The sequence below is a fragment of the Pseudomonas mangrovi genome (assembly GCF_003052585.1).
Taxonomy (GTDB): Bacteria; Pseudomonadota; Gammaproteobacteria; order Pseudomonadales; family Pseudomonadaceae; genus Aquipseudomonas; species Aquipseudomonas mangrovi.
In genome coordinates this window covers 201,226-225,945 of record NZ_QASN01000021.1, presented here as the reverse complement: position 1 = coordinate 225,945, position 24,720 = coordinate 201,226, and the positions used below count along the sequence as shown (strand labels likewise).

At 64.5% G+C, this 24,720-nt stretch carries 24 protein-coding genes; 10 read left to right on the top strand and 14 right to left on the bottom strand.

What is annotated here, in order from left to right; genetic code table 11:
* Nucleotides 1–396: 396 nt before the first annotated feature.
* Complete coding sequence (locus DBO85_RS17315; protein ID WP_108108766.1) at nucleotides 397–1,245, top strand: poly(ethylene terephthalate) hydrolase family protein; 849 nt, start codon at nucleotides 397–399, stop codon at nucleotides 1,243–1,245.
* 77 nt (nucleotides 1,246–1,322) lie between these two features.
* Here DBO85_RS17315 and DBO85_RS17310 read toward each other — a convergent pair whose 3' ends face one another.
* Both DBO85_RS17310 and DBO85_RS17305 read right to left on the bottom strand, forming a co-directional pair.
* Nucleotides 1,323–2,516 (bottom strand): class I SAM-dependent rRNA methyltransferase, encoded by a 1,194-nt coding sequence (locus DBO85_RS17310; RefSeq protein ID WP_108108764.1) that lies wholly within the window; start codon nucleotides 2,514–2,516, stop codon nucleotides 1,323–1,325.
* 79 nt (nucleotides 2,517–2,595) lie between these two features.
* Entirely contained in the window at nucleotides 2,596–3,135 is a 540-nt protein-coding gene (locus DBO85_RS17305) for a type 1 glutamine amidotransferase domain-containing protein (RefSeq protein ID WP_108108762.1), read from the bottom strand.
* A 235-nt stretch (nucleotides 3,136–3,370) separates the two neighbouring features.
* Here DBO85_RS17305 and DBO85_RS17300 point away from each other — a divergent pair, with 235 nt between their 5' ends.
* The 5 genes from DBO85_RS17300 (at nucleotide 3,371) to DBO85_RS17280 (ending at nucleotide 7,954) form a co-directional block, all read left to right on the top strand.
* Nucleotides 3,371–4,180 (top strand): HDOD domain-containing protein, encoded by an 810-nt coding sequence (locus tag DBO85_RS17300; protein WP_177429803.1) that lies wholly within the window; start codon nucleotides 3,371–3,373, stop codon nucleotides 4,178–4,180.
* A gap of 33 nt (nucleotides 4,181–4,213) precedes the next feature.
* On the top strand, nucleotides 4,214–5,026 hold the full coding sequence (gene mutM, locus DBO85_RS17295) for a bifunctional DNA-formamidopyrimidine glycosylase/DNA-(apurinic or apyrimidinic site) lyase (RefSeq protein ID WP_108108759.1): 813 nt from the start codon (nucleotides 4,214–4,216) through the stop codon (nucleotides 5,024–5,026).
* 52 nt (nucleotides 5,027–5,078) lie between these two features.
* Nucleotides 5,079–5,657: a lysophospholipid acyltransferase family protein gene (locus DBO85_RS17290; protein WP_108108756.1), complete on the top strand. Its 579-nt coding sequence runs from the start codon at nucleotides 5,079–5,081 to the stop codon at nucleotides 5,655–5,657.
* Nucleotides 5,658–5,736: 79 nt separating this feature from the next.
* Entirely contained in the window at nucleotides 5,737–6,075 is a 339-nt protein-coding gene (locus DBO85_RS17285; protein WP_108108754.1) for a multidrug transporter, read from the top strand.
* A 10-nt stretch (nucleotides 6,076–6,085) separates the two neighbouring features.
* The gene (locus DBO85_RS17280) at nucleotides 6,086–7,954 is read left to right on the top strand and encodes a Na/Pi cotransporter family protein (RefSeq protein WP_108108752.1); all 1,869 of its coding nucleotides are present in this window, start codon (nucleotides 6,086–6,088) and stop codon (nucleotides 7,952–7,954) included.
* Nucleotides 7,955–7,979: 25 nt separating this feature from the next.
* Here DBO85_RS17280 and ggt read toward each other — a convergent pair whose 3' ends face one another.
* The 7 genes from ggt to DBO85_RS17245 form a co-directional block, all read right to left on the bottom strand.
* A complete protein-coding gene (ggt, locus tag DBO85_RS17275) occupies nucleotides 7,980–9,683 on the bottom strand; it encodes a gamma-glutamyltransferase (RefSeq protein ID WP_233356636.1) in 1,704 nt (567 codons plus the stop codon).
* 23 nt (nucleotides 9,684–9,706) lie between these two features.
* Nucleotides 9,707–9,958, bottom strand: a complete 252-nt coding sequence (locus DBO85_RS17270; protein WP_108108748.1) for a YfhL family 4Fe-4S dicluster ferredoxin — start codon at nucleotides 9,956–9,958, stop codon at nucleotides 9,707–9,709.
* 38 nt (nucleotides 9,959–9,996) lie between these two features.
* Nucleotides 9,997–10,476: a pantetheine-phosphate adenylyltransferase gene (gene coaD / locus DBO85_RS17265; protein ID WP_108108746.1), complete on the bottom strand. Its 480-nt coding sequence runs from the start codon at nucleotides 10,474–10,476 to the stop codon at nucleotides 9,997–9,999.
* Between the two features lie 85 nt (nucleotides 10,477–10,561).
* A complete protein-coding gene (locus DBO85_RS17260; protein ID WP_108108744.1) occupies nucleotides 10,562–10,948 on the bottom strand; it encodes a phosphopantetheine adenylyltransferase in 387 nt (128 codons plus the stop codon).
* Between the two features lie 28 nt (nucleotides 10,949–10,976).
* On the bottom strand, nucleotides 10,977–12,572 hold the full coding sequence (locus tag DBO85_RS17255) for a GMC family oxidoreductase (RefSeq protein WP_108108742.1): 1,596 nt from the start codon (nucleotides 12,570–12,572) through the stop codon (nucleotides 10,977–10,979).
* A 41-nt stretch (nucleotides 12,573–12,613) separates the two neighbouring features.
* Nucleotides 12,614–13,156, bottom strand: a complete 543-nt coding sequence (locus DBO85_RS17250) for a twin-arginine translocation pathway signal protein (RefSeq protein WP_108108739.1) — start codon at nucleotides 13,154–13,156, stop codon at nucleotides 12,614–12,616.
* A gap of 24 nt (nucleotides 13,157–13,180) precedes the next feature.
* Nucleotides 13,181–14,611 (bottom strand): coniferyl aldehyde dehydrogenase, encoded by a 1,431-nt coding sequence (locus DBO85_RS17245; protein WP_108108737.1) that lies wholly within the window; start codon nucleotides 14,609–14,611, stop codon nucleotides 13,181–13,183.
* A 154-nt stretch (nucleotides 14,612–14,765) separates the two neighbouring features.
* Here DBO85_RS17245 and DBO85_RS17240 point away from each other — a divergent pair, with 154 nt between their 5' ends.
* The gene (locus DBO85_RS17240; RefSeq protein ID WP_108108735.1) at nucleotides 14,766–15,446 is read left to right on the top strand and encodes a TetR/AcrR family transcriptional regulator; all 681 of its coding nucleotides are present in this window, start codon (nucleotides 14,766–14,768) and stop codon (nucleotides 15,444–15,446) included.
* On the opposite strand, the gene DBO85_RS17235 is transcribed toward DBO85_RS17240, so the two are convergent.
* The 5 genes from DBO85_RS17235 to DBO85_RS17215 form a co-directional block, all read right to left on the bottom strand.
* Nucleotides 15,443–16,441, bottom strand: coding sequence for a hydrolase (locus DBO85_RS17235; protein WP_407681490.1), 999 nt, complete (start codon nucleotides 16,439–16,441; stop codon nucleotides 15,443–15,445). The two genes, DBO85_RS17240 and DBO85_RS17235, sit on opposite strands and share 4 nt — an antisense overlap.
* Nucleotides 16,442–16,556: 115 nt before the next feature.
* Nucleotides 16,557–17,312, bottom strand: coding sequence for a hypothetical protein (locus DBO85_RS17230; protein ID WP_108108731.1), 756 nt, complete (start codon nucleotides 17,310–17,312; stop codon nucleotides 16,557–16,559).
* A 187-nt stretch (nucleotides 17,313–17,499) separates the two neighbouring features.
* Entirely contained in the window at nucleotides 17,500–17,985 is a 486-nt protein-coding gene (locus DBO85_RS17225; RefSeq protein WP_108108730.1) for a hypothetical protein, read from the bottom strand.
* Nucleotides 17,982–18,551 (bottom strand): TetR/AcrR family transcriptional regulator, encoded by a 570-nt coding sequence (locus DBO85_RS17220; RefSeq protein ID WP_108108728.1) that lies wholly within the window; start codon nucleotides 18,549–18,551, stop codon nucleotides 17,982–17,984. The genes DBO85_RS17225 and DBO85_RS17220 overlap by 4 nt, the downstream gene beginning before the upstream one ends.
* A gap of 30 nt (nucleotides 18,552–18,581) precedes the next feature.
* Nucleotides 18,582–19,718, bottom strand: coding sequence for a thiolase family protein (locus tag DBO85_RS17215; RefSeq protein WP_108108726.1), 1,137 nt, complete (start codon nucleotides 19,716–19,718; stop codon nucleotides 18,582–18,584).
* 213 nt (nucleotides 19,719–19,931) lie between these two features.
* Here DBO85_RS17215 and DBO85_RS17210 point away from each other — a divergent pair, with 213 nt between their 5' ends.
* The 3 genes from DBO85_RS17210 (at nucleotide 19,932) to DBO85_RS17200 (ending at nucleotide 24,707) form a co-directional block, all read left to right on the top strand.
* Entirely contained in the window at nucleotides 19,932–22,082 is a 2,151-nt protein-coding gene (locus DBO85_RS17210; RefSeq protein WP_407681485.1) for a putative bifunctional diguanylate cyclase/phosphodiesterase, read from the top strand.
* A gap of 303 nt (nucleotides 22,083–22,385) precedes the next feature.
* Nucleotides 22,386–23,576, top strand: a complete 1,191-nt coding sequence (desA, locus tag DBO85_RS17205; protein WP_108109087.1) for a delta-9 fatty acid desaturase DesA — start codon at nucleotides 22,386–22,388, stop codon at nucleotides 23,574–23,576.
* A 213-nt stretch (nucleotides 23,577–23,789) separates the two neighbouring features.
* Entirely contained in the window at nucleotides 23,790–24,707 is a 918-nt protein-coding gene (locus DBO85_RS17200; RefSeq protein WP_108109085.1) for a sensor domain-containing diguanylate cyclase, read from the top strand.
* Nucleotides 24,708–24,720 lie beyond the last annotated feature (13 nt).

Sequence of the window (24,720 nt, the reverse complement as noted above, 5' to 3'; positions counted from 1 at the left end):
CTGTGCCGGTCCGTCCAGCAGGTGGCAAGGCGACGACCAGGACAGGCTTGCACGCTCTGGGTGGCTGGAGCTGATTGCCCTACCAGCCCGACAGAAGGTGGTCAGCTATGCGCACTCTTTGCCGGTCAGCCGCCATAGGGCAGCCTGCAATGCGCAGCCTAGAGCACCCGCCGAGTTTCGTTGCGGATGCCGGCAAGTTCCCCACCCATCCGGGTGATTGTGAGTGAATGTTTCGCGCGCCTACTGTGCGTGGCGCCAGTCAACCGAGCCCAGAGAGGACGGTGGCGCAGAGTAGCCCGACAGCGAGGCCTGCGAAGCAGTTGGATGACCTGATCCATGCATGCCGAGGGTGCCGGGCACGTTCCAGACATACCCAATAATAGGAACTACACCCTCATGTTGAAGAACCTGCTTCCCCTTTCTGCGGTGGCTTTCGGCCTCGTGCTGTCCAACTCGGCCATGGCGCTGCTGCCGGACACCCCCGGCGCTGCCTTCCCGTCGGTCAGCAACTTCGCCAATTCCGGCCCCTACAGCACCACCAACCGTAGTGAAGGCCCCAGCTGCCAGATCTACCGTCCGACCACCCTGGGGCAGAACGGTGTGCGTCACCCGGTCATCCTCTGGGGCAACGGCACCGGCGGCACTCCGGCGACCTACGGCGCGCTGCTGACTCATTGGGCCAGCCATGGCTTCGTGGTAGCCGCTGCCCAGACTACCGATGCCGGTACCGGTGTCGAGATGCTGGCCTGCCTGAGCTATCTGCAGAGCGAAGCGGCGAAGAGCTCCGGCACCTACGTCGGCAAGCTGAACCTGGGCCGTGTCGGTACCTCCGGTCACTCCCAGGGCGGTGGCGGCTCGATCATGGCGGGTCGTGACAGCCGCATCAAGACCACTGCGCCGATGCAGCCGTACGTGCTCGGCCTGGGTCACGACACCTCCTCGCACCGCGTACAGAATGGCCCGATGTTCCAGATGTCCGGCAGCCTGGACACGCTGGCGATCCCGTCGCTGAACCAGCAGCTGGTGTATAACAACATCAATCAGCCGATCTTCTGGGGCACCCTGCGTGGCGCCAGCCACTTCGTCCCGGTCGGTGATGCCGGTGGTTTCCGTGGTCCGGCCACCGCCTGGTTCCGCTACCAGCTGATGGGCGATGCCAACGCCAAGAAGCAGTTCGTCGGAACCCTGTGCGGCCTGTGCACCAGCGCCTCCTGGACCAACGTCAAGCGCAAGGGCACCCTGTAAGCAGCCACGGCAGTCGCCCATGAAAAAGCCCCCGGCCGCGTTCTGTGGCCGGGGGCTTTTTACTGTCTGCGCGCCACTCAGCTGGGCAGAATGCGGCAGGTCAGGCTCTTGATGTAGCGGGTCTCGGCAATCGCCGGATGCACGGGATGATCCGGCCCCTGGCCGCCGCGCTCGAGCAGCTGGATCGACCGGTCGAGATGACGCGCCCCGGTCAGCAGGATGTTCTGCAGGTCGTCCTCGGGCAGGTGCATCGAACAGGAGGCGCTGACCAGGATGCCATCCTTGTTCAGTAGACGCATGGCCTGCTCGTTCAGGCGGCGGTAGGCGGCCTCGCCGTTCTTCAGATCCTTCTTGCGTTTGATGAACGCGGGCGGGTCGGCGATCACCACGTCGAAACGCTCCTCCGCGGCCTTGAGTTCGCGCAGGGCATCGAACACGTCACCCTCCACACAGACGACCTTCTCGACCAGGCCGTTGAGCGTGGCATTGCGCTCGACCCCGTCCAGAGCAAAGGCCGATGCGTCCACGCACATCACTTCGCTGGCGCCGAAGGCGGCCGCCTGCACGCCCCAGCCACCGATATAGCTGAACAGATCGAGCACTCGCTTGCCCTTGACGTAGGGTGCCAGGCGCGCGCGATTCATCCGGTGGTCATAGAACCAGCCGGTCTTCTGGCCTTCGCGCACCGGTGCCTCGAAACGCACCCCGTTTTCCTCCAGCGCCACCCAGTCGGGCACCTCGCCAAAGGCTGTCTCGACCAGGCGCGGCAGACCTTCGGCATCGCGCGCAGAGGAATCGTTCTTGAACAGGATGCCGGAGGGCTTGAGCACCTGGACCAGCGCGGCGACGACATCCTCGCGATGCTTGTCCATGGTCGCCGAGGCCAGCTGCACCACGAGGATGTCGCCGAAACGGTCCACGACCAGCCCGGGCAGGAAATCAGAATCGCCGTAGACCAGCCGGTAGTGCGGTGTCTCGAACAAACGCTCGCGCAGCGATAGCGCCACCTTGATCCGGTGTACCAGCAGCGACTTGTCCAGCGGGTGACGCTGATCGCGTGACAACAGACGGGCGCAGATCAGGTTGTTCGGACTGACGCCAACGATGCCCAGCGGCTTGCCGCCAGCGCTTTCCAGCAACGCCTGATCACCCGGCTGGAAGGCCGTCAGCGGCGTCACGGCGGTGTCGATCTCGTTGCTGAAGACCCACAGATGACCTGCGCGCAGGCGGCGGTCGGCATTGGCTTTGAGACGCAGGCTGGGCAGTGTCATGGCGGCGCTCCGAAAAAAGAGCGCGATTATAGGCGCAAAGCGTTGCGCCCCGGACTACCCAGCCCGGGCAGCGCCATCTTCAGGCGGCCAGTGCCGAGATCAGGGCCTTGTTGAACGCGGGCAGATCGTCGGGCTTGCGACTGCTGATCAGGTTGCCATCGACCACCACCTCCTGATCCACCCAGTTGGCTCCGGCATTGCTCAGGTCGTCGCGCAGGGAGGGCCAGCTGGTCATGTTGCGGTCACGCACCACCTTGCTGGACGCCAGCAACCAGCCGCCGTGGCAGATCACCGCAATCGGCTTGTCGCTGCGATCGGCTTCCTTGACCAGTTTTTGTGCGTTGCCATCGCTGCGGATCTGGTCGGCGTTGATCACCCCGCCGGGCAGCAGCAGGGCATCGAAGTCCGCAGCGCTCAGTTGGTCGAGGGTGCGGTCTACCTGGAAGCTGTCTCCGGGATCGGTGTGATGCCAGCCGGTGACCTCGCCAGGATGCGGCGCGACCAGCTCGACGATGGCGCCAGCGGCGGTGAGGGCGTCGCGCGGAGAGGTCATCTCGACCTGTTCGAAGCCGTCGGTAAGCAGGATGGCGACGCGTTTTCCGTTCAGTGATGTGCTCATGGATGAGGTCCTCTTCTGGATGAAATGCTGGCCGCCCGTCGACAGGAGGTGCGGATTGCGCGGCCTCGCGGGTTCGTACTTGAATTCCGACCACCAACCCGCGCAAAGTTCGTCATGCGGCAGGACGTCCGGTCGCGCCCGCAGACACTCCCCGCTGCCGTTTCAACAGAGCACTCCAGTCATGGCTCAGGAAATTTCCGCCGAACAGATTCAGCAGGTGCTGCAGGGCATCAGCGTGCCGCCGCAGCCGCAGATCATGGTCGATCTGCAGATGGAGCAGGTGATGCCTTCGCCCGACCTGCGCAGCATCGCCCGGCTCATCAGCCAGGACCCTGGCCTGTCCGGCGCCCTGCTGAAGATCGTCAACTCGCCCTATTTCGGTCTGGCCAACAAGGTCAGCTCGATTCAGCGCGCGGTGAACCTGCTGGGCAGTCGCTCGGTGATCAACATGATCAACGCGCTGTCGATCAGGAGCGAGATGAGCGACGAGACAATCGTCACCCTCAATCGCTTCTGGGATACCGCTCAGGACGTGGCCATGACCTGCCTGACGCTGGCCAAGCGGATCGGCTGCGAGGCGCCGGACGAGGCCTACACCCTGGGTCTGTTCCACAACTGCGGCATCCCGCTGATGCTCAAGCGCTTTCCCAACTACATGAATGTGCTGGAGGAGGCGTACTGCAGCGCCACGCCGGAGCGGCGCATCGTCGATACCGAGAACCGGCTGCTCAACACCAATCACGCGGTGGTCGGCTACTTCACTGCCAAGTCCTGGAATCTGCCCGCGCATCTGTGCGAGGCGATTGCCAATCACCATAACGCCCTGGCGATCTTCAGCGAGGACTCCAGTCGCGACGTACCGCTGAAGAATCTGCTGGCGATCCTGAAGATGGCCGAGCACATCTGCAGCTGCTATCGCGTGCTCGGCAACCTCGAGGAGGATCACGAATGGCTCAGCATCCAGGCGCTGGTGCTGGACTACGTCGGCCTGTCGCAATACGACTTCGAGAACCTGCGCGAATCGATCCGCGAGCTGGGCAGCTGATGCCTGCTTCATTCAACTCTGCGGATACCGAAGATGCCTGAATTGCCCGAGGTGGAAACCACCCGACGCGGCATCGCTCCGCATCTGTTGGGCCAGCGGGTGAGCCAGGTGCTGGTGCGCGAACGGCGGTTGCGCTGGCCGATTCCGGGAGACCTCGACGTGCGTCTGTCCGGTCAGCGGATCCAGGCGGTGGAGCGGCGTGCCAAGTACCTGCTGGTTCAGGCCGAGGTCGGTTGTCTGATCGCCCATCTGGGCATGTCCGGCAGCCTGCGCCTGGTGGATGCCGCGACGCCGGCAGGGCTGCATGAGCACGTCGATATCGTCCTGGAGTCGGGCCAGGCGTTGCGTTATCACGACCCTCGGCGCTTCGGTGCGATGCTCTGGAGTCTGGCGCCGCTGGAACACGAGTTGCTTAGCCGGCTCGGGCCGGAGCCGCTGACCGATGCCTTCGATGGCGAGCGTCTGTACCAGCTGTCCCGCGGCCGGCGGATGGCGGTGAAGCCGTTCATCATGGACAACGCGGTGGTGGTGGGTGTCGGCAACATCTACGCCAGCGAGGCGCTGTTCGCCGCCGGTATAGACCCGCGCCGAGAAGCGGGCTCGATCTCGCGGGCGCGTTACCGGGTTCTGGCGAGCGAGATCAAGCGGATTCTCGCCTACGCGATCGAGCGCGGCGGCACCACCCTGCGCGACTTCGTCGGTGGTGACGGCAAGCCGGGTTACTTTCAGCAGGAGCTGTTCGTCTACGGTCGATCGGGCGAAGCCTGCCATCAGTGCGCGGGCATCCTGCGGGAAGTGCGCCTGGGGCAGCGCGCCAGCGTCTTCTGTGCGCGCTGCCAGCGTTGAAGTTGATCCTGCGCCAACTCCTAGATAACAAGAACAACAACAAGAGGTGTCCATGGCCGGTAACTATCTGCCGCGCAATCTCCTGGCCGAAGGCCTGGGTCATCTGGTGCTCAAATGCATGGGCTGGCGCATAGAGGGACAACTTCCGGCAATCGACAAGTTCGTCATCATCGGCGCGCACCACACTTCCAACTGGGACTTCGTCCTGTTCATCGCCTTCAAGTTTGTGCTGCGACTGAATGCGCGCTGGTTCGGCAAGCACAGCATCTTCCGCCGGCCGTGGGGCGGCCTGATGCGTCGCCTGGGGGGAATACCGATAGAGCGACACCGCCAGCTGAATACCGTGGAACAGGCGATTCAGGCATTCAACCAGAGTCGCGAGTTCATTCTTGTGTTGTCGCCGGAGGGCACGCGCAAGAAGGTCGAACGCTGGAAAACCGGCTTCTACCATATCGCTCGCGGCGCAGGCGTTCCGATCCTTCTGGGAGCACTGGACTATGCCAATCGACGCATCGTCCTCGGTCCGCTGTTTCACCCCGGAGAAGATGAAGCTGCCGACATGCGCGCGATACTGGCGTTCTATCGCGACTTCGTACCGAAGAAACCACAGAACGCACTCTACGGCGGTTGACGGACATCACGCTGACAATCCGCGCAGCGCTGTTATAGTTACCCGCACCGTCCAAATAAAATCAGCTGAAGGACCACATATGAACCTGTTTCGCTCAACCGCTGCTGTCTTGGCTCTGACTACCGGCCTGCTGGCGTTACCGGCACAGGCTGAAGTGGTCCAGCAGAACACCAGTGGCGATCCGCTCTATACCGCCGAAGCGCCGAAGGCCTTCAGCATGGTTGGTGACCTGATCATCGCTCGTCCGCTGCTGATCGGTGCCACCATCATCGGTGCCGGCCTGTTCGTGGTCAGCCTGCCGTTCAGCGCGGCCGGCGGCAATATTGGTGAAGCCGGCAAGGCACTGGTCGTCGAGCCGGGCAAGGAAGCGTTCGTACGCTGCCTGGGCTGCACCATGAGCGGGTACAACCGCGACTGATCGACTTCTCATGACATCTTCCAGCCGCAACCCCATTCCGGGCTTGCGGCTTTTTTCGTGGGCGTTGTTGTTTGGCCTGCTTGCCGTCTCGTTCTGGATCAGCCAGGGCTGGCTCGAGCTGTGCGCCGGGCTGGCGCTGTTTCTGTTCGGTATGCAGTGCCTGGAAGATGCCCTGCGCCAACTGGCTGGCGGCAAACTCGAACAGTTGCTGGCTCGCAGTACCGAGACGCCGTTCAAGAGCCTGATGTTCGGGATCAGCGGCACCATGCTGCTGCAGTCGAGCACCCTGGTTTCGCTGTTGACCATCGCCTTCATCAGCACCGGTCTGATTCAGCTGGCGGCGGGCATCATCATTCTGTTCGGCGCCAATCTGGGCTCCACCAGCGGCATCTGGCTGCTGGCGCTTGCCGGGCAGAACCTCAGTCTGAGCCCGCTGGCGTTGCCGATGCTGGTGATCGGGGTGCTGGTCGGGTTCAGCGGAAACAATGGCCGCGCCATTGGCCGGGTGGTTCTGGGCATCGCTTTCATTTTTCTTGGCATCGACCAGATCAAGGACGGATTCTCCTCGTTCAGCACCTCATTCGATCTCAGTGCCTACCACCTGCCGGGGCTGGCCGGGCACCTGCTGTTCGTCGCCGTGGGCATGCTGGTCACGGTGGTGCTGCAGTCCAGTCACGCCACGTTGATGCTAACCCTTGCGGCTCTCGCAGCTGGCCAGCTCGAGCTGGTCCAGGCGCTATCACTGGCGATAGGCGCGAACGTGGGGACCAGTATCAGCACGGCCTTTGTCGGCGCGCTCGGCGGCAACCGCAATGGCCAGCGCCTGGCGGCGGCGCACGTGCTGTTCAACCTGGTGACTGCGCTGCTGGCGCTGACCCTGCTGGTGCCCTTGCACTGGCTGGTGATCTGGATGACCGCCTCACTGGGCCCGGCGAACAACACGCTGATCCAGCTAGCGCTTTTTCACACGCTGTTCAATGGCATGGGTGTGGCGCTCTTCTGGCCCTGGCGCGAGCGCCTGGCGTCGCTGCTCGAACGAGTCCTGCCGGACAAGCCCGAGCCCAAGGTTCTGATTGCCGAGGTGCAGGGCGGCGTGGCGGACCAGGCATCGCCGACCATCAGTCACTCGCGCTATCTCGACGATGCGGCGCTGGCCTCCGCCGACGCCGCCGCGCATGCGGTGGTGCAGGAGCTTCAATATCTGGGGCGTCTGAGTCTTGAGGTGATCTGTCATGCGCTCTATCAGCCGGTCGACCAGCTCAGCCGTACCCAGCCGGACGAGAGCGCTTTACGCGCACGACCGGATGAACACGCGCTGGACGCGGAGGGGCTTTACCAGCGGCACATCAAGGGTGTCTACGCCGACCTGCTGGGCTTCATGAGCCGGCTCGACGTGGACATGGATGAAAGTCACCAGCGCTTCTGGGTCAGCTGTCAGATCGCTGCGCTGCAACTGGTCGATGCGGTCAAGGATGCCAAGCATCTGCAGAAGAATCTCGGCCGTTACCTGCGCGACGGCAATTCGCTGATGCATGAGCACTACATCGAACTGCGCCGCCATCTGCTCTGGGTCCTGCGCCAGGTCCGCGAGATCAGCTTGCTCGATCTCCCCGACGAAGTCTGGCTCGGACGGCTGGAGTGGCTCGACAGCCAGGCGGCCAGCTTCGACGCCAGCTTCCGTCAGCGGATGTTCGCCGAAATCCGCGAGCAGCGCCTGGACGGGCTGCAGGTCAGCTCGCTGATGAACGACCTGGGCTACGCCAGCCGGATCACCCAGAGCCTGCGCAACGTACTGCAGCTCGGCGGTGGTGACAGCCAGTTGCTGCGGGCCATGCGTCATCTGGCCAGTGAGGATGGCGCGCCGCTGATTCGGCTCTAGGTCCGACTGCCGGAGGCCAGTGCGCTCAGGGTTTTGCCGCGGGCGCCTGCAGGCTCTGTCCTATGCCGCGTGGATCACTTGCCGCGTCCACTTGCCCGCTGGACTTGTGCCAGAGGATTACCTGCTGGTTGCCATAGCGGCGACCGACGTTGTCCAGCGTGTGGCCGCGTTCGCGCAGTGTCGCCATGGCGTCTTCATCGAAGGCGTCGGGTTCGTGTTGAATCCGGTCCGGATGGAATTGGTGGTGATAGCGACCGGCGGCCACCCAGGCCTGCACTGGCTGCTCGTCGAGGTACTCGAGAATGGCCAGCAGCACCATGCTCGGAATCCGGCTGCCACCGGGGGTGCCGAAGCTGGCCAACTGGTCTGCGCTATCGATGAAGGTCGGAGTCATGCTCGACAGTGGTCTACGGCCGGGACCGACCAGATTGGCCTGGCTGGCCTCCAGGTCGTAGGCATTGCTGCCGGCCGGATCGACGGCGAAGTCATCCATCTCGTCGTTGAGCAGCACACCGGTGCCCGGCACGGTAAACGCCGCGCCGAAGGGCAGATTGATCGACAGGGTGGCGGCGACCGCATTGCCGTCGCCGTCGAGAATGCTGAAGTGGGTGGTGTCCTCGCCTTCGTGCAGAGCCGCCGGCGTGCCGAGGCTGGTACTGGGGGTTGCCTTGCGCGAGGAAATGCTTGCCGTCAGGCCTTCGAGATAGTCAGGAGCGAGCAGGCGCGGCAGCGGCGTGTCGACGTAGTCAGGGTCGCCGATCAGCCGTCGGTCGTGGTAGGCCCGGCGCAGGACCTCCGCGACCAGATGCGCCCGCTGCGCACGTTCGGCCTCGCGCCAGGGTAGCTGCTGCAGCATCAGCAGACTCTGGGCGATGGCCACCCCGCCGGCGGACGGCGGCGGTGCGGTGATCAACTGGCGATCATCGGCCAATGACACCTGTAGCGGTATGCGCTCGACCACCTGGTAGCTGGCGAGATCCTCCATGCTCCAGATGCCGCCGGCGCGATTCACGCCTTCCACCAGCCGCGTTGCCAGCTCGCCGGAGTAGAAGCCGGCATGCCCCGCGCTCGCGAGTTGTTCGAGACTGGCCGCAAGCTCCGGCTGACGCAGCACAAAGCCCTGGGCAGGAACCTCGCCGGCGTCGAGGAACAGGCGCGCGCTTTCCGCATCGTCGCGCAGCGCAGCCAGGCGCATCTGCGCTCGCGACTGGTAGACCCGGTCGACCGGAAATCCCTCGCGGGCCAGGCGGATGGCAGGTGCCAGACTCTGCTCCAGTGACAGTCTTCCATGGCGACTGGATAGCTCTGCCAGACCCGCCGGAATGCCCGGAATGGCCGCCGCCAGCGGCCCGTCGAGAGACAGGCGACGCTGGGCCTGGCCACCCTTGAGATACAGATCGGGTCGCGCTTTCAGCGGTGCGCGCTCGCGGGCATCAATGAACAGGTAGGAGGGACTGCTGCCTCCCTGGCGCAGGAGGAAGAAACCGCCGCCGCCCAGTCCGGAGCCGTAGGGCTCGACCACCGCGAGCGCGGCGGCTACCGCGACGGCGGCGTCGAAGGCGTTGCCGCCCGCCAGGAGAATCGACAGGCCCGCTTCGCTGGCCAGCGGATGCGGTGAGGCAACGGTGGCGCGCGGTGCCGGTTGCGCCTGCAGCGCAGGGACGACGCAAAGCAGCAGAACGAGCAGAGCGTGCGCCAGACGGCTGTTGGCGCTTCGCCTGGAGTGCATGCCGAGGCTCAGCATGCCGGCGTTCAGGCCTTGCCGGTGATGATCAGGTACTTCTGCATCAGCTCATCCTTGCTCTCGACGTTGTTCTGGTCGAGAGGGATGCAATCCACCGGGCAGACCTGCTGGCACTGTGGCTCGTCGTAGTGGCCGACGCATTCGGTGCACAGGTTGGGGTCGATGACGTAGATTTCCTCGCCTTGGGAGATCGCCCCGTTCGGGCACTCGGGCTCGCAGACGTCGCAGTTGATGCAGTCGTCGGTGATTATCAGGGACATCGTTAACTCCTGCCGGCCGGGGCCGGGCACATGCGCCGTTACTGGCCGAAGCGTTCGGCGAGGGCCTCGGCAACCGCCGGGTGAACGAACTTGGTGATGTCGCCACCGAGCGCGGCGATTTCGCGCACCAGGGTGGAGGAGATGTAGGAATACTTCTCCGAGGGCGTGAGGAACAGGCTTTCCACATCCGGTGCGAGCTGACGGTTCATGTTGGCCAGCTGAAACTCGTATTCGAAGTCAGACACCGCGCGCAGGCCGCGCAGCAGGATGTTGGCGTTCTGCTCCTTGACGAAATGCGCGAGCAGGGTGGAGAAACCGACCACCTCGACATTCGGCAGATGCTTGGTGACTTCCCTGGCCAGCGCTACCCGATGTTCCAGGGTGAACAGCGGATTCTTCTTCGGGCTGGCGGCTACCGCGATGATTACGTGATCGAACAGGCGCGCGGCGCGCTCGACCAGGTCGCCATGGCCTTTGGTGATGGGGTCGAAGGTTCCCGGGTAGAGCACTCGGTTCATTGCGACGTCCTGGCGGGCAAGGAAAGGGAAGCGGATGGTAGCGCAGCAGGCCGGCAGGGCCAAGCGACGCGCTGTGGTGTACGGCCTAGCCGAGATTGTCCCGCTGCTGCATCAGCAATAGCGCCAGGGCTAGCAGCAGCCCGACCAGCGCCACCCAGTCGGCGATGACGACCTTGCGCAGCGCCTCGTTGTAGCCGGGGCTGAGCTTCGCCAGCAGGATGAACGAGATGACGCTGACCAGCCCCGCGCCCAGGGCGAGGGGCCGCAACCAGGTGACGAAGGCGGCCGCCAGCAGCAGCGTGCCGAGCAGGCCGAACAGCACCGCCCGGTGGCGCATCATGATCAGCAGGTTGGGGTCGTCGAACGACTGGCCGTAAAGAACCGCCAGGCGCTCCGCACCGAGCACGCCGCTGAGCGGGAGCAGATGAATGATGCCGGCGATGATCAACAGGACCGAGATCAGTTCTGGCATACGTGGCCTCCTGGACATCGCGGGCACCTCAGGTGGGGCGCAGGCGCTCGGCCAGCTGGGTGGCGAGCTTTGCGCTCAGAGCATAGATCGACAATTGTGGATTGGCGCCGATGCTGGTTGGGAACAGCGAGCCGTCGTGGATCGACAGGTTCTCCAGTTGGTGATGCCGACCCAGGCTGTCGGTGACCGCCTGGGTCGGGTCTTCGCCCATCGCACAGCCACCCATGACGTGGGCGCTGCCGAGGCGGGTGCGGTAGAGAGCGAGATCAAGGTCGTCGATCTGCCTGCGGGCTTGCGCGAGAGTGGTGGCGTGCTGGCCGTCCACGTGCAGCGGCAACACGGTCCTGGCACCGGCGGCGAACTGGATTTCCGCCATGCTGTGAAATGCCCGACGGATGCCATCCCAGCTGTAGTCGGTCATCCGGTAATCCAGCGTCGGACTGCCGTCGCCGCGCAGTTCCACCCGGCCTTCGGCGCTGTCCGGATGAAAGCCGTCGCGCATCAGCGCCAGCATCACGTTGGTGTTCGGCAGTTGCTCCATGCGCAGCGCGTTGTCGCGGCCGAAGCCGCCGAGCAGGGTGGCGGTGATCGCCGGCTGCAGCGGCGGTACTTCGAGCTTGTAGCCCATGGGTCCGGAGACGCCCTGCTGCCACTGGAAATGGTCGGAGTAGATCGACTGCGGGGCGCCGTAGAAAGGGTTGATGGTCTTGTCGAACTGCGCGGCGGAGAAGTTCACCAGATGCAGGTAGGTGCGTCGGCCCGCCCTGCGATAAGGGTCTGGCGCAGACGAGCGCAGCAGCACGGCGGGGCTGTTGATGCCGCCACCGGCGAGTACGTAGTGACGGGCGCGGACCCGGATGCGCCGGCCGGTCGGCGCCACGCAGCGCTCGTCCATTGCGGAACATTCCAGCCCACTGACGTGCTCGCCGTCGATCAGCAGGCGCTCCACCCGGGTCAGGTAGAGCAGCTCCGCATTCTTCTCCAGTGCTGCCGGAATGCTGGTGACCAGCATCGACTGCTTGGCGTTGACCGGGCAGCCGACGCCGCAGTAGCCGAGGTTCCAGCAGCCGCGCACGTTGCGCGGGATGACGGCCCACTGGTAGCCGAGCGCCTGGCAGCCGTCCTGGATGACCTGGTTGTTGGCGTTCGGCGGCATGGACCAGGGCTCGATGCCGAGGCGTTGCTCCATCTTCTCGAACCAGGGCGCCAGGCTGACGGCGTCCAGTCCGCGGACGGCGTGTTGCTCGGCCCAGTGCGTGAGGGTCGGCTCTGGCGTGCGGAAGCACGACGTCCAGTTGATCAGGGTAGTGCCGCCAACTGCGCGACCCTGCAGAATGGTGATCGCCGAGTCCTTGCTCATCCGGCCGATGCCTTCCTGATAGAGGCTGGGGTAGGCCTCCGATTCCTGCATGCGGAAGTCGCTGCTGGTTTTCAGCGGGCCCTCTTCGATGATCAGTACCTTGAAGCCGGCGTTGGCGAGAATCTCGGCGCTGGTCGCGCCGCCTGCGCCGCTGCCGATGATGGCAACGTCGGCCTCCAGCGTCAGATCCTGCTCCAGGCGTGAGCCGTCGATGGTCTTCCAGCCGCGGGCGATGCCTTCACGGAAGGGGTCGGATACCGGCATGGGACTGCTACTCCGTCGGCTGTGTGGTTGCGGGAAGGGCGCTAGATCGACGGCGGACCGGGGTAGCCGCAGTGCGCCCAGGCGTCCGGATTGCCGTACCAGGCCATCAGCACCATCTGCAGCAACGCCGCGTGACCCTGGCGCAGCAGCGCCAATGAACTGTCGCGCCAGCGCAGCAGGAACTCGGCGATCTGCTCCGGCGCGGTTTCCTGCCACGGTTGCCAGACGCCCGTCAGCGGACCGCGGGTGAGCCGGCTGGAAGTGACGTCGAACAGCTCGCGAATCTGACTCAGCAGGGCGGGCGAGACGCTGGCAAGGCCCAGATCTATGTCGCGCAGCAGCGCTGGCATGACCACAGGTAGCCGTTCGCCGGCGAGCGCCTGGTCGAGGATCACCGGAATCAGCGCCTGCAGAAAAGGCAGATCGCCAGTGCGTAGCGCCAGGTAACCCGGTGCCGGCTGATCGTCACCATCGCCGCTCAGGCTGGCTATGCCACCAACGGTCGCCAGCAGCGCGCCGCCCACCAGCCCGAGCTTGAGTAGCGAGCGCCGCGAAGGGTCATGTGCCTTGACAGTGTTGGTCATGTGCAACCTTCGATCTGGCTGCGCTCAGCGCAGCAGGAACTTGTAGATCAGTTTCTGCAGACCACGCCCGTAGGGCGGATAGATGCTGCGCGCGGCGTTGAAGCGCTGCTTGGCGAACACCGCCTTGGCCTTGCTGAAGGTAAGAAAGCCCTCGTGGCCATGGTAGTGGCCCATCCCGGAAGGACCGATGCCGCCGAAGGGCAGGTCATCCTGAGCAACATGCAGCAGGGTGTCGTTCAGGCACACGCCGCCGGAGTGGGTCTGCTCCAGCACGCGCTGCTGCTCGTCACGGTCGTAGCCGAAGTAGTAGAGCGCCAGCGGCCGGGGTCGCCGGTTGACGTAGGTGAGGGCATCCTCGAGCCGGTCGTAGGGCACGATTGGCAACAGTGGGCCGAAGATCTCGTCCTGCATGACCTTCATCTCGTCGCTCACGTCCAGCAGCAGGGTGTGTGGTAGCCGGCGCTGCTGTCCTTCGGGGTAGACCGGAATCAGCCGTGCGCCGAGTCGCTCGGCATCGCTGAGGTAGCCGAGCAGCCGCTGATGCTGGCGTTCGTTGACGATCGAGGTGTAGTCCGGGTTGTCCGTCAGCTGCGGATAGAAGCGCAGCACCACCTGGCGATAGGCCTCGACGAAGTCCTCCACGCGATTACGCGGCACCAGGACGTAGTCCGGCGCGACGCAGGTCTGCCCGGCATTCACCGTCTTGCCGAAGGCGATCCGCTCGGCGGCATGCTCCAGCGGAACATCGGCAGAGACGATGGCGGGCGACTTGCCGCCCAGCTCCAGGGTCACCGGCGTGAGGTTCTCCGCGGCGGCGCGCATGACGTGACGGCCAATCGAGGTAGCGCCGGTGAACAGCAGGTGGTCGAACGGCAGGCGCGAGAAGGCGGCGCCAACCTCGGCTTCGCCCAGTACCACAGCCACCAGATCCTCGGGGAATATGCGGGCAAACAGCTCCTTGACCAGTGCCGAGGTGGCCGGCGTCGACTCGCTCATCTTGATCAATACCCGGTTGCCAGCGGCCAGCGCGCCCACCAGCGGCCCCACGGCGAGAAACAGCGGGTAGTTCCACGGCACTATGACGCCGACCACGCCCAGTGGCTGATAGATGACCCGTGCCGATGCCGGCTGGAAGGCCATACCCACGGAGCGTTTCGACGGGCGCATCCAGCGGCGGATGCGTTTGCTCGCGTAATCGATGTTCTGCAGGCTCGGCAGCAGTTCGGCCATCAGCGTCTCGTCGACGGAGCGGTTGCCGAAATCGCGGCTGATCGCCTCGGCCAGAGCATCCTTCTCTGCAATCAGCAATTCGCGCAATGCCTTGAGCCACTGCATGCGCTGTTCGGCGCCGGGCATCGGGTGTGCGGCGAAGGCCTCGCGCTGGCGCTGAAACAGCTGGTCGAGCTGATGCAGCTGCTGCTGGCTGTGCTGCAGCTGGGCGATGTCGGCGACCATCGGAATGTCTCCAGGCTATGACCGGCGGCGGGCTGCCGACGGGGGTGTCGGCATTTTTAGAGTAAATGCTCTAGCGTGTCAAATGGGCGTGGCGCGCACGAACAGGCTGCTGCGGGTTACCTTATTCGCCACAGCTGTCTTTCCAGAGTCATCCATGAGCGCACCAGCCAAGACCCGCGACCGCATCGTTCAGGCCAGTCTCGAACTGTTCAATCAGCAGGGCGAGCGCAGCGTGACGACCAATCACATCGCCGCCCACCTGGGTATCTCGCCGGGCAACCTGTACTACCACTTCCGCAACAAGCAGATGATCATCGCCGAGCTGTTCGCCGCCTACGCCAGCCAGGTCGAGGAGTTGCTGCGGTTGCCGGAGGGGCGCGGCCTGACCGTCGAGGACAAGACCCACTACCTGGAAGCATTGCTGTCGCTGATGTGGCAGTTCCGCTTCCTGCATCGCGACCTGGAACACCTGCTCGACGCCGATCTGCAGATGGCCAGCGCCTACCGTGGTTTCGCCGGGCGTTGTCTGGCGCGTGCCCGCTCGATCTACGCCGGCTTCGTCGAGGCAGGCATCCTGCGGATGGACGCGGCGCAGACCGAAGCGCTGACCCTCAACAGCTGGATCATCATGACCTCCTGGGTGCGCTTTCTCTGCAGCATGCGCGAGGATGCCAGCGACCTGTCCCCGGACATGCTCAGGCGCGGCATCTACCAGGTGCTGGCGCTGGAAAGCGGCCATCTGGCGCCGGCCTATCGCGACGAAGTGCAGGCGCTCTACCGGCGACTGCACGTCGCCCTGGAACAGGTGATTCCGCCGGTCGGCGACGCGGTCTAGCGCAGCGTGGCCAGATGCTCGGCCAGCCAGGTGGGGATGCGCTCCTCGAGGTAGTAGCGCGGCGACCAGGGCGAGCCGCCGATGAAGCCGACATGGCCGCCCTTTGCATGCCGCTCGAAGGTGGTGCAGGCAGAGAGCTCAGCCGCTTCCGGCAGGCTGCGCGGGTAGACGAACGGATCGTCTTCGGCCTGGATCAGCAGGGTACGGACGCGTATCTCGCCGAGAAAATAGCGGCTGGAGGCGCGTCGATAGTAGTCGTGGGCATCGGCGTAGCCATGCAGGGGAGCGGTGATGCGCCCATCGAAGTCCCAGAAGGTGCGCATGTCATCCAGCGGACCGAGGCGCTCCAGGGTCGCCAGATGTTCACTGGCACCCTGGTCGAGGAAGCGCTGGCGCTTTCTCTGCACATAGGCGACCAGTCCGCGCATGAAGTGATTCTGGTAAACCCGCGAGAAGCCTTCGCCGATACGGTCGGCGCACTCATCCAGGCGAAAGGGCACGGACACCGCCACCGCCGCCTGCAACGGGCAGGCAGACCCCGTTTCGCCGAGGTACTTGAGCAACACATTGCCGCCCAGCGAATAGCCGACTGCGAACAGCGCTGCCAGTGGTCTGCACGCCTGCAGGTGGGCGATGACTTCGAGCACATCGTCACTCGCACCTGAGTGATAGGCGCGCGGCAGCCTGTTCGGTTCGCCCGAGCAGCCGCGCCAGTTCACCGCGACGCTGGCCCAGCCCTGCGCTGCCAGTCTGGCCTGCAGGCCGAGTACATAGTGGGAATCGGACGAGCCGGTCAGCCCGTGGAAGACCGCCACCAGCGGGGTTTCGGCCTGGTGCGGGCCGTACCAGTCCAGGTCGAGGAAGTCGCCGTCGGCCAGCCAGAGCCGCTCGCGTGTTCGCTCAAGCCTGGCCGGCCTGCGGCAGAAAGGCCCCCAGAGGGTTTGCAGATGGGGGTTGGGGAGCCATCGGGCGGGATTGAACGGAGCGGCGGTCATCGGCATGCCTGGGCTACTGGAACGAAGGCGACGGACCCTGGGGTCCGCCGCCTGCGTGATTCTGCCTGATCGTGGTCGTCTGCCGTGAACCGGGTGGCAGCCGAGCGGGCGCAGGTCAGTTGGTAGTGGTTTCCAGCTTGACCCAGTTGTTGGTCAGCGTGCGCGAGTGGCGGCTGACGGTCAGGGGGGCGAACGGGCGCCCGGAAACGGTTTCCAGTGTGTTGCTCTGGCTATTCATGTCCTCCAGCGCGCTGCGCAGGTAGGACCAGCGGGTCTTGAGCTTGGCCACGCCCGGCTGACTTTCGTCCATCCCGGCAAGCACCTCGTCGATCGCTGGAACCAGTCGCCTTTCGTCCTGGCCGACATACAGCTCTGGCTGATCGCGGGCAGTCTCGAAACTGCCCATGTAGGAGCGGTAGAGGTACTGCATCGAGAGATACTCGATCTTCACCGGCAGGATGCTTTCCGGGGTGCTGTTGGCGAGCTGGTTGGCAGTCAACAGGAAGTCGCGCAGGCTCTTGCTCAGGTCCGAGGCGTAGCTCCAGGGCACGTCGTCCTCGGTCGGGCCGAAGGTCAGGCCGAGGCGCAGCTGGGAGACCAGTTCCTGCAGAGCTGTCTGCAGTTCGGGGCTGGATTCGCGACTCGCCTGGAAGGCGCCGGAGAGCGCGGCGAGATCCTCCTCCAGACGCTTGGCGTGGCTCTTCTGCAGACCTTCGCCACGGTACATCACCAGGCTGCCGACGGCGCGGCTGGCGTGGATCTGCATCAGTTCAAAGGGGTTGGCGGCGTTGGCGAAGGCCAACGGCGAAATACTGAGGATCATTCCAATGATCCATGCACCGATATTGCGGGACATGGGGATGCTACTCATACCGGCGCTCCTGATTATTTTTCTTGGGCCTGGCTGCGTTGGCAGACGAGCGAGCGTGACAGCGTTCACAGAATACTGCCGCTCGGCTTAACCGACATTACCCGAAAGAGTGATTTCTGCCGATAGCAATTTGCGCAAAAGGAGATGTTCTGCTGCGCGGTTTGCTGTCGCACCGCTGTAATCGGCGTCAGCCCAGGAACCAGAAGGTGCCGAACGCAGCGGCAAGCAGCAGCGCGCCGGCCTGCAGTCCCAGCCAGAGGTCCGCTCCGGCTCGGGAGAAGCGCAGCAGGCAGAGGCCAAGATAGTGCAGGCCCACCAGGGCCGGGCCGAGGATCAGAAGCAGCAGCACGGGGTTCACGCCGATCAGTCCTGCGGCAAGCACCGACCCGCTCAGCGGAGCCATGGCCAGCTCACCGCAAAGCAGCAGTACGAAGATGCAGGTGCTGCGGCGGGGATGCTCTGTGTGCGGCGGATAGAACACGGCCAGCGCCAGTCCGAGCGAACCGAGCCAGGCGCCGGCCAGCAACAGCCAGGCGCGAATATCTCCGGAGAGAAAAAACAGGCTGCCCAGCAGCGTTACCGGAAGCGCTGGTGCGGCGCCCAGCAGCAGATAGGCTGCCGGGCGTAAAAGTCGTCTGCCGGCAGAGCGTTGCGTCAAGCAGGGCGCGGTCATTTCTCGTTGGCTTGCCCAACCAGTTCCAGCAACTGGCTGGCGACGTCCCGCAACAGCTCGTCGGCGAGCTGTCGGTCCTTGGTGCTGCGTGCCAGGCTGAGCCCTCCCACCAGGGCGGCGAGTATCAATCTTGCGCGTGCCTGATCGGCATCCTGCAGTGCTCCGGCAATCTGCCGGCTGCGCTGCTCGATCACCTGATCGGTGTAGCTGCTGGGTGTGCCGCGCTGGCCGAGTTCTGCACAGAGCGTAGGCAGCGGACAGCCGGCGTCCGGGTGATCCCGGTGCTGCGCAGAGAGGTAGGTTTCGATGAAGCGTTGCAGAGGGTTTTCCGCCATGAACAGCGGCTCGGCACTGGCGTCCAGCTGTTGCTTGGCGCTTTCCAGCGCCAGTTCGACCAACTCGTCCTTCGAGGCGAAATGCGCGTAGAAGCCGCCATGGGTCAGGCCGAGTGCCTTCATTAGTGGCTGCAACCCGGTGACGGCGACACCGTCGCGGCGAAAGCGCCGCGAGGCTTCGTCGATGATTCGCTGGCGGGTCTGGGCCTTGTGCTCGTCCGGGTAGCGCATGCGGGCTCCTGTGCTGGTCAGGCGGGCATCTTAGGGTCTTTCCAGCAGGGTCGCTACGCCCTGCCCGCCGGCGATGCACTGGGTCGCCAGGGCATATCTGCTGCCGGTGCGTTGCAGCAGTGCTGCTGCCTTGCCGACCAGACGCGCCCCGGTAGCGCCGAGAGGATGGCCCAGCGCCAACGCGCCGCCGTCGAGGTTGACTCGCGCCGGATCGATGTCCAACTGATCGAGGCAGGCCAGCGCCTGGCTGGCGAAGGCCTCGTTGATTTCCACCAGATCGACGTCGGCGATGCTCAGACCGGCGCGCTGCAGCACCTTGCGCGTCGCATGGACCGGGCCCATGCCCATGATCTCCGGCGCACAGCCGGCTACAGCGACAGCGCGCACCCGGGCCAGAACGGACAAGCCATGATCACGAGCGAAGGTTTCGCTGCAGACCAGCACGGCGGCGCAGCCATCGGTCAGGGGGGAGGAGGTGGCGGCGGTGACGCTGCCCTCGGCATCGAATGCCGGCTTGAGCTGTGCAAGCACCTCGGCGCTGGTGCCCGGGCGAATGCAGCCATCCGTTTCCACCAGACCCTGCTCGGTCATCACCGGCACTATCTCCGCGCCCAGATGGCCTGCCGCCTGCGCAGCGGCAGCCTTGGCGTGAGACTCCACGGCCATCTGTTCCTGCCGTGCCCGGGAGATGCCGAAGCGCCGGGCGACCTCTTCGGCGGTCGCGCCCATCGACAGGTAGAGCGCGGGAAAGCGCTGCAGCAGATCCGGATTGGGGGAAGGATTGAAGCCGCCCATCGGCACTCGGGTCATGGACTCGACACCGGCGCAGAGGAAAGCCTCGCCAGCACCGATCGCGACCTGGCCGGCGGCGAAGTGCACTGCGGTCATCGAGGAGCCGCAGAAGCGGTTTACCGTAACGCCGCCCAACTGCTCGGGAAAGCCGGCGGCAAAGCTGGCCATGCGCGCAATGTTCATGCCCTGCTCCGCTTCGGGGTAGGCGCAGCCCATCACCACATCCTCGAGCAGGGCAGGGTCGATGCCTGCCCGTTCCACCAGCGCGCGAATGGTCTGGGCGGCCAGCTCGTCCGGTCGCAGCGAGATCAGGGCGCCCTTGCGAGCGAACTGGAAGGGCGAGCGGGCATAACCGGCAATGACGACGTTTTCCATTTTTCAGTCTCCCCGGAGCTGGATGCTCCGCTTTGAATTACGGTCATAATTTCAAAGTTGAATGACAACCGCAATATTATTTTCTCGGGACCTGTCACCGGGTGTCGGGGAAAGGGCGGATGGCCTGCTCTGCTCTGTGCGCTGCATCACATCGTTGCGCTACACTGCCCGCGCGCCACAGTCAGCCTGTCGTCGGTGTTCTGCATGTCGAAAATGTCTCCCCGTCCGCGTCGCGCCGGCCTGCTCAGCAGCGAAGCGCTGGATCGTTCCCGCGTCCTCGATACCCTGGTCAACAACCTGCAGGGCATGGCCTACCGCTGCCTGAACGATCAGCACTGGAAGATGATCTTCGTCAGCGAGGGCGCCCGCGAGCTGTGTGGTTACGGCTCCGCCGAGCTGGTCGAAGGGCGCGCTGCGACCTGGGAAGAGCTCACCTGGCCGGAGGATCGCCAGCGGGTGCGGGCGGTCATTCAGGAGTCGGTGCGCAGCGGTCGACGCTTTGGCGTGCAATATCGCATCCGTACGGCCAGCGGTGAGCTGCGCTGGGTTCACGAGCGCGGTGTCGCCGTCGCCGACGAGCAGGGCGAGATCGTGGTCGAAGGCTTCATCGAGGACATTTCGGCGCAGCGCGCCACGCTCGAAGCGCTGGAGCAGGCGGAGTTGCGCTATCGGCACATCTTCGAGCACGCCTCGGAGGGCATTTTCCAGACCACCGCCGACGGTCGCTATCTGGCGGCCAATCCGGCGCTGGCGCGGATCTATGGCTATGACAGTGCCGCGGAGCTGGTACGTGATCTGTCCGACATCGGCCACCGGCTGTACGTCGATCCCGGCCGCCGCGAGCAATTCCACCGTCTGATGGCCAGCCAGGGCGAGGTCGTCAACTTCGAGGCTGAAGTCTATCGACGCGATGGGTTGCGTATCTGGATTTCCGAGAACGCCCACCTGGTGCGCGGTCCGCAGGGCGAGTTTCTCTGCTACGAGGGCACCGTGCAGGACATCTCCGAGCGCCGCCACTACCAGCAGCAGCTCGAGCGTCAGGCCAACCATGACCAGCTCACCGGCCTGCCGAATCGGGTGCTGCTGGGGGATCGCCTGGAGCAGGGCATCCTGCGTGCGCGTCGGCTCGGCTTCTACATGACCCTGGTGTTCATCGACCTCGACAACTTCAAGTTCATCAATGACAGCCTGGGTCACGCCAGTGGCGACGAGCTGCTCAAGGAAATCGCCCAGCGTCTGCAGGGCTGCCTGCGCGCCTCCGATACGGTGGCACGGCTGGGCGGTGACGAGTTCGTGGTGCTGCTCAACGATCATTACCGGGTCAGTACCGTGATCACCGTACTGCGCACCCTGCTGCAGGAGATTGCGCGACCGGTGAACCTGCTCGGGCGGGACTTCCAGGTAGGCGGTAGCCTCGGCGTGGCGCTCTATCCCAATGATGGGGATGACGCCCAGACCCTGCTCAAGCACGCCGACGTCGCCATGTATGCGGCCAAGGAGCGCGGGCGCAATACCTTCCAGTTCTTCACCTCGGCGCTCAATCGCGTGGCGGAGGAGCGGCTCAGCTTCGAGACCGCGATGCGTCAGGCGCTGGAGCGCGGCGAGTTCAGCGTGCACTACCAGCCAAAAGTCGATCATCGTCGCAAGATCGTCGGTGTCGAGGCGCTGGCGCGTTGGTTCGACCCGCAACTGGGCAGTGTCGGCCCGGATCGCTTCATCCCCATTGCCGAGGAGACCGGGCTGATCGGAGCCCTCACCCTGCAGGTGATGCGCGAGGCATTCGACGCCGCACGGCAGTGGAATCGCGGTCGCAGTGTGCCGTTGCGCATGGCGGTCAACCTGTCGCCACGACTGTTCCTCAGCGGCGAGATCGTCATGCAGGTCGCCCAACTGCTGCAGGAGATCGGCCTGCCGCCGGAGCAGGTCGAGCTGGAAATCACCGAGACGGTGTTTCTCGAGGACAGCGCCAGGGCGGTCACCATCCTCAAGCAGTTCAAGGAGCTGGGTGTTGCCCTGGCGATGGATGACTTCGGTACCGGCTATTCGTCGCTCGGCTACCTGCGCCATTACCCGCTGGACATCATCAAGCTGGATCGCTCGTTGGTGACCGATCTGGAACGTGAGGAGGAGGTGGCGATGATCGCTCGCGCGGCCATCTCGCTAGGCAAGAGCCTGCGCAAGACGGTGGTCGCCGAAGGGGTGGAGAACGCCGCCCAGTTCGACTTCCTGCGCTACCAGGGTTGCGACGAATTCCAGGGCTACCTGCTGTCGCGGCCGGTACCGCGCGCCACCCTGAGCCAGTTGCTCGAGGCGGGTGGGGATTACTTCCCGGTGACGGCGGACGATACCGACCCGTCTGTATAGGCGCCGGCGTTGTAGAAGCCTCCATTGTGAAGGCCGGCAGCTGTATTGCCTGCTACCTGCGATGCAAGGTGACGGGTGCTCTTACGCGCCCTGCGTGATTGATCCGGGCAGCCTGGCGCGCGAACGCCGGTCGGCAGCTCATCGGGGAATATGGCCCTGCAGCGTGAATTGGCGCACATTGTACGAGTCCACTGAAAAGACCCTGCTCCACTCTTTTCGCTGGTTGTGGTTCTCCTGCTCCACGGACATGATGAAAACGCCGCCAGGTTCCGGCGGCAGAATTCTGCGAGGCGACACCCCTTGATACTGCAAAACGGCATTCTCGATCTTTCGATCTGGCAGCTGGTGCTGGCCACCCTGCTGATGACTCACGTCACCATCGTTGGCGTCACCGTCTACCTGCACCGCTTTTCCGCGCACCGCTCGCTGGAGCTGCATCCGGCGCTGCAACACTTCTTCCGTTTCTGGCTGTGGCTGACCACGGCGATGAATACCCGCGAGTGGACGGCCATCCACCGCAAGCACCACGCCAAGTGCGAAACCGAGGATGATCCCCACAGTCCCGTTGTGAAGGGACTTGGCACCGTCATGCGCAAGGGCGCCGAGCTGTACAAGGCCGAGGCGCAGAATGCCGAGACGCTGCGCATCTATGGCAAGAACTGCCCGGACGACTGGCTGGAGCGCAACCTCTACAGCCGCTATCCGAATCTCGGTGTGGGCCTGCTGCTGGCCTTGAACATCGGTCTGTTCGGTGTGCTTGGCCTGACGATGTGGGCAATCCAGATGATCTGGATACCCTTCTGGGCTGCCGGGGTGATCAATGGTCTGGGCCATGCGATCGGTTATCGCAACTTCGAGTGCAAGGATGCGGCGACCAACCTGGTGCCCTGGGGCATCCTGATCGGCGGCGAGGAGCTGCATAACAACCACCACACCTATCCGAACTCGGCCAAGCTGTCGGTGAAGAAGTGGGAGTTCGACCTGGGCTGGGCCTGGATCCAGCTGTTCAGCTTCCTGCGTCTGGCCAAGGTGCAGCGTGTCGCGCCCATCGCCCATCGGGTGGCAGGCAAGCGCAGCCTGGACATGGACACCGCGATGGCGATCCTCAACAACCGCTTCCAGATCATGGCGCAGTACCGTCGCCAGGTGATCGCGCCGCTGGTTCGTCTGGAGCTGGCGCGTGCCGATGCGTCGGTGCGCCATCTGTTTCGTCGTGCCAAGCGCCTGTTGTCGCGCGAGCCGAGCCTGCTCGACGAAAGCCATCAGCAGCGCATTGCCGCCATGCTCGCGCAGAGTCAGGCACTGAAGGTGATCTACGAAAAGCGCCTGGCCCTGCAGCAGATCTGGGCGCGTACCAGCAGCAACGGCCACGAGATGCTCGCGGCGGTGCGTGAATGGATTCATGAAGCCGAGAGCAGCGGCATTCAGGCGTTGCGGGACTTTGCCGAACAGCTCAAGACCTATTCGCTGCGGCCTCAGACCAGCATGGCCTGAAGCCCCTCGATCGTCCGGTGTGCAATGCAGCGGGCGAGAATTTTTCCGGCGCCGACGCAACTCGACAGGGTGACGCCGCTCTAACGGGCACATCGAGCTCTCTGCTCGGTGGGCCCCTGCGCTCTGCAGACGAGGCTTTCAGGCATTTTCCTCGGATTGATCAGTGTGGACGAACAGCAGTTTCCGGACGTGGATGAGCTGACCCTGGCTCTGATGCACAGCCGCGCAGAGGTGCAGCGGCTGGGTGAGCGTGAGCAGTTGTTCAGTACCCTGCTGGCAAGCGTGAACTCGGTGCTCTGGGCATTCGACTGGCAGGAGCGGCGGGTGGTCTATGTCAGCCCTGCCTACGAGAGCGTCTTCGGGCGCTCGCCTGCATTGCTGCTCGCCGATCACAACGAATGGCTCAACAGCATCTATCCGGACGATGTCGAGTTCGCCGCCGAAAGCTTTGCCAAGGTGTTGCAGACGGGCGCCGTAGAGGCGCGCGAGTACCGCATCCTGCGTGGTGACGGCCAGCTGCGCTGGCTCAGCGACAAGTGCTTTCTCAGTCGCCAGGTTGGCAGCGGCGGGCTGCCGCTGATCGTCGGCATCGCCGAGGACATCACCGAGAAGAAGCGTCTGGAAGGCGAGCTGCATCGCCTGGCCACGCTGGATGGCCTCACCCAGTGCAGCAACCGCCGCTATTTCTTCGAGCAGGCTCGCGCGGAGTTCGACCACTCCCGCGAGTGTGGCGGGCCCCTGGCGTTCCTGTTGCTGGATATCGATGACTTCAAGAAGATCAACGACACCCACGGGCATCAGATGGGCGATCAGGTGCTGGCGCGGGTGGCGCGCGCGGCGACGACCGCCTTGCGCTCGGGCGATCTGTTCGGTCGCATCGGTGGCGAGGAATTCGCGGCGGTCTTTCCCGGCTGCGAATCCTCGCTGGCCGAGCAGATTGCCGGGCGGCTGGCGCGCGAGATCCAGCGCCTGTCGTTCTTCTCCGAGGCCGGAGACTTCAGCGTCACCGTCAGTCAGGGGCTGACCACGCTGCGCGCCGCCGACAATGACCTTGATCTGCTGTTCGCGCGGGCCGACGCGGCCATGTACCAGGCCAAGCGTGAAGGCAAGGATCGCATCGTGGTGGTCTGAGGCACGCCTTGTC